The 9824-nt window shown below is 66.9% G+C and carries 9 protein-coding genes; 8 read left to right on the top strand and 1 reads right to left on the bottom strand.

Features of this window, described 5'->3' with window-relative positions; genetic code table 11:
• The first annotated feature begins 190 nt into the window (after positions 1 to 190).
• The 4 genes from KUM49_RS38080 to KUM49_RS38065 are packed head-to-tail and all read left to right on the top strand — an operon-like array spanning position 191 to position 3838.
• Entirely contained in the window at positions 191 to 586 is a 396-nt protein-coding gene (locus tag KUM49_RS38080) for a DUF6507 family protein (RefSeq protein ID WP_217241541.1), read from the top strand.
• Positions 583 to 3138, top strand: coding sequence for a hypothetical protein (locus KUM49_RS38075; protein WP_308406941.1), 2556 nt, complete (start codon positions 583 to 585; stop codon positions 3136 to 3138). The genes KUM49_RS38080 and KUM49_RS38075 overlap by 4 nt, the downstream gene beginning before the upstream one ends.
• A gap of 14 nt (positions 3139 to 3152) precedes the next feature.
• Entirely contained in the window at positions 3153 to 3440 is a 288-nt protein-coding gene (locus KUM49_RS38070; protein ID WP_217241540.1) for a hypothetical protein, read from the top strand.
• Positions 3441 to 3460: 20 nt separating this feature from the next.
• Complete coding sequence (locus tag KUM49_RS38065) at positions 3461 to 3838, top strand: hypothetical protein (protein WP_308406940.1); 378 nt, start codon at positions 3461 to 3463, stop codon at positions 3836 to 3838.
• Between the two features lie 531 nt (positions 3839 to 4369).
• Here the strand turns inward: KUM49_RS38065 and KUM49_RS38060 are convergent.
• The gene (locus KUM49_RS38060; RefSeq protein WP_217241539.1) at positions 4370 to 4783 is read right to left on the bottom strand and encodes an ATP-binding protein; all 414 of its coding nucleotides are present in this window, start codon (positions 4781 to 4783) and stop codon (positions 4370 to 4372) included.
• Positions 4784 to 5011: 228 nt separating this feature from the next.
• Here KUM49_RS38060 and KUM49_RS38055 point away from each other — a divergent pair, with 228 nt between their 5' ends.
• From KUM49_RS38055 to KUM49_RS38040, 4 genes are all read left to right on the top strand, one after another.
• Complete coding sequence (locus tag KUM49_RS38055) at positions 5012 to 5863, top strand: helix-turn-helix transcriptional regulator (RefSeq protein ID WP_217241538.1); 852 nt, start codon at positions 5012 to 5014, stop codon at positions 5861 to 5863.
• A gap of 8 nt (positions 5864 to 5871) precedes the next feature.
• A complete protein-coding gene (locus KUM49_RS38050) occupies positions 5872 to 6066 on the top strand; it encodes a DUF397 domain-containing protein (protein WP_217241537.1) in 195 nt (64 codons plus the stop codon).
• A 375-nt stretch (positions 6067 to 6441) separates the two neighbouring features.
• Complete coding sequence (locus KUM49_RS49135) at positions 6442 to 8790, top strand: hypothetical protein (protein ID WP_254402409.1); 2349 nt, start codon at positions 6442 to 6444, stop codon at positions 8788 to 8790.
• A gap of 50 nt (positions 8791 to 8840) precedes the next feature.
• Entirely contained in the window at positions 8841 to 9551 is a 711-nt protein-coding gene (locus KUM49_RS38040; RefSeq protein WP_217241536.1) for a hypothetical protein, read from the top strand.
• Positions 9552 to 9824 lie beyond the last annotated feature (273 nt).

Here is a 9824-nt window from a genome sequence, read left to right as displayed (position 1 = left end):
ACATTGTGGCGTTGCTGAAGTCGACGCTGGAGAAGAACGACGGTACGGCGCAGTCGACCATCCAGCGGGCCAAGGCCGCGGTCGACAACATCGGCTGAGTGAGCCTGTCGTAGGCAGGATGTAGAGCAGTGGGGCCGTAGGGCTCTGCAGGTCTGTTGGACTGTGGGAACTTCGGAATACGGGGGCTGTTGTGTCGGGCTGGGATCTCAAGCCGCAGGGTATTTCCGGTGTGCTGAAGACGACGGGTGAAACCGCGTCGGACCTGGAGAAGCATGCCAAGGCGTTCGGTGAGCATCTGACGTCTGCGGCGACGAGCGCGGGCACGATTTCCGCCGAGGGCGGGGGTGGCGGCGGCGAGGGTGGCGAGAAGGCCGCGGGTGGTCTGGTCGCCCTCGCGTTGTCGCAGTTCGCGGAGCGGGCGTCGAAGGACCTGCAGTTCGTCGCGGCGCGGGCGGGCAAGTCGTTGCAGGGTGCGGTGGACGCGACGACGGCCTATCTGAACGGTGATGAGGAGATGGCGGCGGAGGCGCAGCGCAAGGCGTTGTCCGCGCCGAAGGTGGATCTGCCGGGGGTGGGCCAGCGGTGATCCAGCCGGACCAGATTCCCCAGTTCACGGGGAACTTGCCGCAACTGGAGACCGACCACGCGGACTTGAAGAAGGACGCGGGCAACGTCCGTAAGACCGGCGGGGACGTCCACTCCCAGTTCCAGGGCCTGTCGGCGTACTACACCGCCCCCGACGCGGAGCAGTTGTTCGCGACGACGAAGCCGGTCCAGGACCGCGCGGACGCCTTCGCCGACGACCTGGAGACGGTGTCCTCCGCCCTGTCGTCGTACGCGACGGAGATCCGCCCCCTCGTCGACAAGCTGAAGCAGCTGAAGGCGGACGCGACGACGTTCGTCGGGTCGGTCAAGGACGACGACGAGTGGGAGTACGACGAGGACAAGGTCGACGAGCACAACCAGTTCCGGGATGACATCACCGCGACGGTGGCGGCGTTCTGGGCTGCGGAGCGGACCTGCCACAACAAGATCACCGCCTTGTGGGGCGGGACGCAGATGGTGGCCGGTGACGGTTCGGAGCGTAAGGACCAGTACGGCTTCTCCGCGGACGACATGAAGAACGCGAAGCTTCCCTGGGGTGACCCGGTGGAGGAGAAGCACCACTGGTACGAGGTCGGCCACTGGGTGAAGTCGTTCGTGTGGGACGGTCTGATCGTGGACGGTGTCTGGGGCACGATCAAGGGCCTGGGCACGTTGGTGGGCTTCGGTGGCTGGGACGCGATGGGCCAGGCGTGGAAGGGCCTCGCGCAGCTGGCGACCGGTCTGGTGATCACCACCATTCCTGGTGCGGGCGCGCTGTTCTGGACGCTGCCGGACGACAAGTTGCCGTCCTGGATCCGTGATTCGCGCACCGCGATGAAGGAGACGGGCAAGGCGCTGGTGGCGTGGGACGAGTGGGGGAAGAACCCCGGTCGTGCGGCCGGTGCGGTCACCTTCAACGTTCTGACGACGGTGTTCACGGGTGGCGCGGGTGCCGGTGTCGCGGGCGCGGGCAAGGCCGGTGCGGTGGCGAAGGTGTTGTCGGCGGCGGGCAAGGCGGGCAAGGTCATCGACCCGATGACCTACATCGCCAAGGGCGCGGGCGCGGGTCTGTCGAAGATCGGCGACATCAGCGCGGCGCTCAAGGGCGTCGGCAACATCGACATCCCCACCCTGCCCGAGAACGCGTTCACTCTGCCCGAGGGTGCGGTCAAGCTCCCCGACGGCACGGTGAACCTGCCCGAGGGCGCCACGATCCCGGACGGCGCGACCCGGCTCCCCGACGGCAACATCAAACTCCCGGACGACACCCCGGTCCTTCCCGCGGGCACGACGAAACTGCCGAGCGTGGACGGCTCCCCGGCCCAGTACATGGACCCGGACGGCAACCTCCTCGACAACCAGGGCAACGTGGTCGACAACGTCGACAACGCACCCACGGACGTGGTGGACAGGCCGACGTCGGGCAACCCGGCGTCGGGCGCGGACGCCCCCCGCGTCGACTCCCCGGTGAAGGAACCGGCGCTGGTGGGCGCGGGCGCCAACGCCGCCGAACAGGCAGGCCAGCACGTCCGCCTGGGCAGCGACCTCGGCGACGTGGGGCGGATCGGGGAGGACGTGCCCACCGCACCGGCGGTGCACGCGGGCGGCGACGTGCCCGCCGTCCACGCCGGAGGCGACCTCCCCAGCGGCGCAGCGGGCAATCACCTGCCTGGCGGCAGCGCGGGCGACCACCTGCCGGGCGGAACAGCTCACGAGCACGGTGCCGGCCCTTCCGCCAGCCATGAACCCCCGACCAGTCATTCCGGCGGGCATGCAGACAGTCCGACGAGCGGTCACACCGATGGCCCGACCAGCAGTCACCAGGATCAGTCTCCGACTGACCACGGCAACGGTGCGGCTCACAGCGACAGCGCTGGAGGCGGTGGTGGGCACGGGCCTGGAAACGTGCCTGAGCCGAACGGGTCGACGCCGGACTCACCAACAGGTGACTCGACTCCGTCCTCGGAGCCTCCGTCTCCGGGGACGGAGCCACCGCTTGATCCTCAGTTCGTTGACGACCGCATCAAGGAACTTGATGACAGGCAGGGCGGGGAAGGCCATGCGCCTGGTCGTCACCTGTACCCGGACGAGCAGGCCTTGCAGGATAGGCTGGGCACACCGAAGGTCGATTCATCAGGCAGCCCTCAAATGTACGGTCCAAATTCCGCTAATGCCGGCCATGTGAAGTCGGAGAACAACATTGACCCGCTGACCGGCACCACAGTCGACGGCGTGCACGGTGGCGCCCACCGGGTGGGTCCGTACGCGACCCGGTTCGACAATCCCGAGGACATGGTGAGGGCTGACCAGTACTTCCGTGACGAGATTTCGCGTACGGGGGAGCCCCCTGACGCTGAGTTGCCGATCGCGGATCTTCTCGGCCCCGAAGGTCACAAGCGCTTCAGCGGGTTCTATCGAAACCCGTCGGATCTGAACGAGTTCCTACCTGTCGACTTCGCGGGCGGCACTATTCGTCCCGTTTATCGCATGGAGGACGGTGACTGGAAGCTCATTACCATGTATGCCAACCCTGCACCGGGCCGTCATCCGTAATCGAGGTTGAAGTCGTGAATAGGGAACTTGAGAAGTTCATCAAGGTGTATCTCGGCTTGGAGCAGGCCTACGACACCACGGGCTACCTGCGTCCGACCTTGCATGCCTTCAAGGAAGAATACGTTAATGCGGTCCGAGTCGGCCTGGAGTCGGTGTTGCGCACGAGAGAGCTTACTGTCGGTGATTACGAACGCCTGACGGATATCGAGTTCGATGGTGATGAGGCTCTGTACGAGTATTTGGGCAGTTTGTATCGATACCTCTTCGAAGGGCAGGAAAAGCAGCCTGCTCCGCCAAATTAACGGCTGAATTACCTGGCCTGGTGGTGAGTGTGAAGCGTATCCGCCTCGATGACCCCGAGGTGGACCTCGACTATGCCCAGCGACTTCTGTACCGGGGTGAACTCTTCACCGGTGAGGTCGAGGAGTACCTCGCAGGACATCGCGTGAGTCTGGTGACCTACACGGACGGTTACCGGGATGGACCGTTCCGTGAGTGGTTCAAGAGCGGAGTCCTTCGCGCCGAGGGAACGATGCGGATGGGCAGCTTGTCAGGGGAGTACAAGAGCTGGCACGAGAACGGCGTTCTAGCCACGAAGAAGCTTCACAGCGCCGACGGCGGTACCCCGCTCTCCCACTATGAGTGGGATGAGGAAGGAAACCCGACCCGGGCTTGGGAGAACACGACTCCGCAGGGGTGACACCGCTGTCCGACAGAAAGGGCCCAGGAAGCCGAGTGCCAGGCGAGTCGCCGAGCTCCCCTACCGGGACTTCGACGGCATGTTGAAGATCGCAGATCACTTCCAAGAGCTGTGGTCGCCTTCCTTTGGGGTGCCGCGAGGGAGTGTGCGGGATTTCCTTGCTGATTCCGCATACGTCGATGAGCAGGGGATCACCCAGTATGTGCTGGCCGGGCATGACCTCTTCAGCGTCATGGGCTCGTCCGAGGACGTTCTGGGTTCTGGGTTCTGGGCAGACCGTCATGGGTGGCGACGCGATCCACTCGGACGGGGAGTGGGTGTGGCGGGGATACCTCTGGTTCTACGTGAGAGCCCATCACGTCGCTCTGCCGATCGAATTCCTGGAGCGGATCAGGTGTTTCCACTACGCCGTGCCGACTGGGGATTTGTCGAGCCCGATGGAAATCGCCAGGGAAGTCCGCATCCGGCTGTGAACCCGTCGAACTCGATGATCTGAGGAGCCCGACCTTGATGCCGAGGGCTACGTCTCTTTTAGGCAGCCTTCAACTCGCACCACACGTACTTGCCCCGGTTGCCGAGTCTGCTCAGCGGCTGCCAGCCCCAGGTGTCGGCGCACGCCCGGACCAGTGCCAGCCCCCGTCCGTCCTCGTGGTCGGCCTCCTGTTCCAACAGCCGTGGCAGTTCGGGCGGTTCGGGATCCGCGTCCCACGCCCCGATCCGCAGGACGCCCGCAGACCAGCGCACGCGCAGGGCGGCGGGCCCCTTGATGTGGCGTACGGCATTACTGACCAGCTCGGCCGCGAGGAGCTCCGCCACGTCGACCAGGCCGATCAGTCCGTGCATCGTCAGGATCAGGCGCAGGGTGCGGCGGCTGACGGTGACCGCGCGTAGGTCGTTGGGGATGTAGAGGGAGTACTCCCACGGTTCGGCTTGGTTTTCGGGCACGCGTGAACTCCGTTCAAGTGGTGGGGGGTTGCGGTCGGCGGGCGGTGGCAGTGCCGCAGCCGTCATGGCAGGACGGGGCGGTGCGCTTCCGGTCCCCCGGTGTTTTCGCAGCGTGTGCGTCGCGTCACTGACGGTAGGGGATAATGTTTCGGTTGGGCAAGTTGGTCGCGTAATCTGCCCTCCGAACGAGCCGCGCCTGCAGGTGCGTTGAAAACCGAGGGGCAGTCGATGACGACGAGGCGCGAACCAACGGCACGTCAGATGCGCCTGGCGGTCGAGCTGCGGAGACTCCGCGAGGCGGCCGGCCTCAGCGCCAGGGAAGCGGCGGCGCTGCTCGGAGTGAGCCCCGTCCAGATCAGCCACATCGAATCCGGTCTTTCGGGGGTGAGCGAGGAGAGACTGCGCCGCCTCGCGTCCTACTACGTCTGCACTGACGACGCCTTCGTCGATGCCCTGGTCGCGATGGCCACCGACCGGACGCGCGGTTGGTGGGAGGAGTTCAAGGGGCTCCTGCCCACTTCATTCCTCGATCTCGCCGAGTTGGAGCACCACGCCACGTTCTTGCGGGAAGCCCAGTTCCTGTTCATCCCCGGCCCGCTTCAGACGGAGGACTACGCCCGCGCCGTCTATGCCGACCGGGTGCCTGAGCTTCCCCGTGAAGAACTTGAGTTGCGCGTCCGGCACCGCATGCAGCGCAAGGTCATTCTCGAGGGCCCCGAGCCCATCCAGTACGGGGCGGTCGTCCACGAGGCCGCGCTGCGCATCATGGTCGGCGATCGAGCCGCTTCACGAACTCAGCTTGCCCGCCTCCTTCAACTCTCCGAAGGGGATCACATCACCGTCCGTGTCATCCCCTTCAGCCTGGAGGGTTTCGCCGGTGCCGCGAGCGCGATGACGTACGCGGGAGGCGCGGTGCCCAAGCTGGACACCGTGGTGCGCGATGCACCCCACGGTGCCGCCTTGGTCGACTTCGAAGCCCAATTGGAGGCCTTTCGAACGCTCTTCCGTAAAGTGGAGGCAGCGTCGCTCGACCCCGTTCGGTCGCGTGACTTCATCCACGGGCTGATGAAAGAGCTGTGAGGCGTTCCATGGAGACCCCTGACAACTGGCGGAAGTCGTCCCACTCGGGCCCTGGCGACGGCGACTCCTGCGTGGAGATCGCAAACGACCTCACGCGCGTGGCGATACGAGACTCCAAAGACCCCTCCTGCGGAACCCTCCTCTTCCCGACCGGAACCTTCGCCGCATTCGTCGAGACCCTCAAGGCCGACTCCGTCGTGTGATCGCTCGTGCGGACGTCGCCCGTGTCCATGGGGCGGGATGACGCGGTCTTGCCATGGAGGCGCCGTGGCTGGATCTTGACCATCGCGCCATGGGCGGTCTTCGTCAACTCACCTACGTGGTAAGGGGATCCGAGCTGGGTCGTGGTGCTTCTGTGCGTGCAGGGGGCCTTAATTGCACAGACAACTATCGGGTTGATAGAGATGGGGCGAGGTACGGGGTGGGCCGGGGATGGACTCGGCGTTCGGCTCGGGGACCAGGAGCAGGGTGACAACGCGAAGCAGTAGACGGGTGCCTGGCGATGCGGCAATGACCACGGAGGCGCAGCGCAACGCGTTGTCGGCGCCGGCGGCGGATCTGCCGGGGGTGGGCAACGAATGATCAAGCCGGATCAGATACCCCAGTTCACGGGTGACTTGGCACAGTTGGAGACGGACCACGCGGACCTGAAGAAGGACGCGGGTGAGGTACGCAAGACCGGCGGGAACGTGCACTCGCAGTTCCAGGGCCTGTCGGCGTACTACACGGCTCCCGAGGCGGAGCAGTTGTTCGCGACGACGAAGCCGGTCCAGGAGCGCGCGGACGCCTTCGCCGACGACCTGGAGACGGTGTCCGGGGCGCTGGCGTCGTACGCGACGGAGATCCGCCCCCTCGTCGACAAGCTGAAGCAGCTCAAGACGGACGCGACGGCGTTCCTCGCAATGGCCGCGGAAGACGACGAATGGCAGTACGACGGCGACAAGGTCGACGAGCACAACCAGATCCGGGACGACATCACCACGACGGTGGCGGCGTTCTGGGCGGCCGAACGGACCTGCCACAACAGGATCACCGCCCTGTGGGGCGGCACGCAGATGGTCGCCGGTGACGGCTCCGACCGCACGGACCAGTACGGCTTCGACGCCGCGGACATGAAGGACGCGCAGCTCCCCTGGGGCGACCCGGTGGAGGAGAAGCACCACTGGTGGGAGATCGGCCACTGGCTGAAGTCGTTCTTCTGGGACGGCCTGATAGTCGACGGCATCTGGGGCGCCATCAAGGGCCTGGGCACGCTGCTCGGATTCAACGGCCTGGAGGCGATGGGCCAGGCATGGAAGGGCCTTGCCCAGCTGGTCACGGGTCTGGTGGTCACCGTCATTCCCGGTGCGGGCGCACTGTTCTGGACGCTGCCGGACGACAAGATGCCGTCGTGGCTGCGCGATTCGCGCACCGCGATGAAGGAGACCGGCAAGGCCCTGGTGGCGTGGGACCAGTGGGGCGAGAACCCCGCCCGTGCGGCCGGTCTGGTCACCTTCAACGTGCTCACCACCGTCTTCACCGGCGGTGCGGGTGCCGCCGCAGCGGGCGTGACCAGGGCCGGTGCGGTGGCCAAGGTGCTGTCGGTCGCGGGCAAGGCGGGCCGGATCATCGACCCGATGACCTACATCGCCAAGGGCGCCGGTGCCGGTCTGTCGAAGATCGGCGACATCGTGAGGTACCTCAGGGGCGTGGGCAACATCGACATCCCCACCCTCCCGGACAACGCTGTCACCCTGCCGGAGGGCTCGGTGACGCTCCCGGACGGCACCGTGCGGCTGCCGGAGGGCGCGGCCGTCCCCGAGGGGGCCACCACACTCCCCGACGGGAGTGTGCGGCTGCCGGAGCAGACGGTGGCGTTGCCGGAGGGCACGATCGACCTGGGGACGCCCGAAGGCGCTCCCGCCCAGTACATGGACGCCGACGGCAACCTCCTGGACAGCCAGGGCAGCATCGTCCAGCACGCCGACCAGGCACCCGCGGAGACGGTCGTGGACACGGCCGACGAGGCCACGCCGACGCCGAGTGCCGGAGTGCCGCAGGTCGACGCCCCGCTCAAGGAACCGGCTCTGGTGGGCGCCGGCGACAACGCGGGCCACACCTCCGGCGGCGAGGGCGTACCGCCACAGGCCGGCGACGGCCCGCCCGGCGGCTCGCACACCAGCGACCCGCCCGCGCCTGTCGGCGGCCACGGAGACGACGTGGCCGCGCACGGCGACGACGTACCTCCGCACGCCGACGACGCACCCCCCGCGGATCGCGCCGACGAGGCGACGGGCGGCTCGAACGGCGACGGCGACGGCGTGGCCCCGGCCACGGACGAGACTCCGCCCAAGGCGACGGAGGACCCGGCGGGGGACGAACCCCCCATCATCCGGCAGGACGACGACTTCGGCGCCACCCACAACCAGTACGGGTTGCGCAAGTCGCGGTTCGACCCGGACACCGGCATCGTGCCGGCCAACCCGGACGGAAAGATCACGCCGCTCGAGCACGTGCTGGGCGGCGCGAACCCCAAGGCCAAGGAATCGAGCCAGTTCACCTCCTTCGCTCCGAGGGACGGGACCGGCAAGGTCTACGGCGCCCAGGAAGTCAGCATCGACTACCGGCGGCTGCAGGCGGACATCGACGCCGGCAAGGTCTCGAACGTGGAGATCCTGCGTCCCGAGCAGATCCAGCAGAGCATCAGCGAGGACATCACCAAGACGGCGGGCAAGGACGTGGAGGTGCCGGCGACGCTCAAGCCGACGGACACCGACGCGGTGACCAAGTTCGTCAACGACCTCGGACTGAGCAAGGGCAAGACCAGCAAGGTGCACCGCAGGGTCATGGCGCTGCTCAACACCCGACGCGACGGCGAATGGCTGATCAGCGGGATCGTCCCGAAGGACTACGTGAACGGCCCCTACCCGACGACCAAGACGCCGTGACGAGCCGGATAACGTGATCCAGCGAGCCGACCTGAGCACAGGAGTACCGATTGTCCGACAGCCAAGGTCCATGGGAGCCGAGCGCCAGAGTCGCCCACCTGCTCTTCGTGGACTTCGACGGCACGGCCGCCGATCCCGATGACGTCATCAGCGAGGGACTCGACGGTGGCTACCAGGAGCGTTCCGAGGCGCTGAAGGAAGTCCTGCGGGATCCCGACGAGGACCCGGCAGGCCGCTTCCTGGCCTGCGCCGCGCTCACTCGCTGGGCGGACGCGGTCGGATACGAAGCGGTGGTCCAGGCGGCTCGGTCGCCGGAATCCGCCGTATGGCGCGGCGCCTCGTACGACCGGCTGCACGGCCAGGACGACACCTTCGGGGTGCTCGCCGACGCCGTCGGGGACAGTGCCGACATGGTCGAGGAGCGCGGCACGGCGACCGAGCGGCTGCAGGCGGCCGAGGCCCTGCTGCTCGTCGCGGACCGCGTGCAGTTCGACCGGCACGTCAGCGCGCTGCTGCGCCGGGAACTCGTCACCGTTCTACTGCCTGCCCTCAAAGCCGCGGTGGAGCGCGGCATCGCGAGGCTCGCCGAGGACCAGCCGTCGTACGACCTGGGCCTGCAACTCGCGCTGATGACCGCCGCGGCCCGTCCCGTCGACGCGACGTGGGCCCTGGATGCCGCCCGCCGTCTCATCGCCGTCAGGCCTGGTGAACGCGCGGTGACGGAGTTGCGGGATGCCATTCCGGAGACGCGGGAGACGTGATCTTCGGAGACGGACGGCCGTGAGCCGGCTCGGTGGACCTGCCCGGTAGCGGGTCCTGGCCGAGTTGTGGTGCTTCTGTGAGTGCAGGGGACCTCGATTGCACAGGCAACTACCGGGTTGATAGAGATTGACGAGACTTGTGAGGCGGATCGGGCACGGTCCGCCGTAGTAGGAGCCCGACGGGGGAGGCGTGATGAAGTTCGACATGGGCGCGCAGACGCTCTCGAATCTGCAGCGTGATTCGCGGGGGTCGAGTGATGATCTCGGTTCGCT

Origin of the sequence: Streptomyces sp. AC555_RSS877 (genome assembly GCF_019049245.1) — a bacterium.
Lineage (GTDB): Bacteria > Actinomycetota > Actinomycetes > Streptomycetales > Streptomycetaceae > Streptomyces.
The sequence above is the reverse complement of the archived record's forward strand: the minus strand, read 5'-3'. Positions and strand labels throughout refer to the sequence as shown.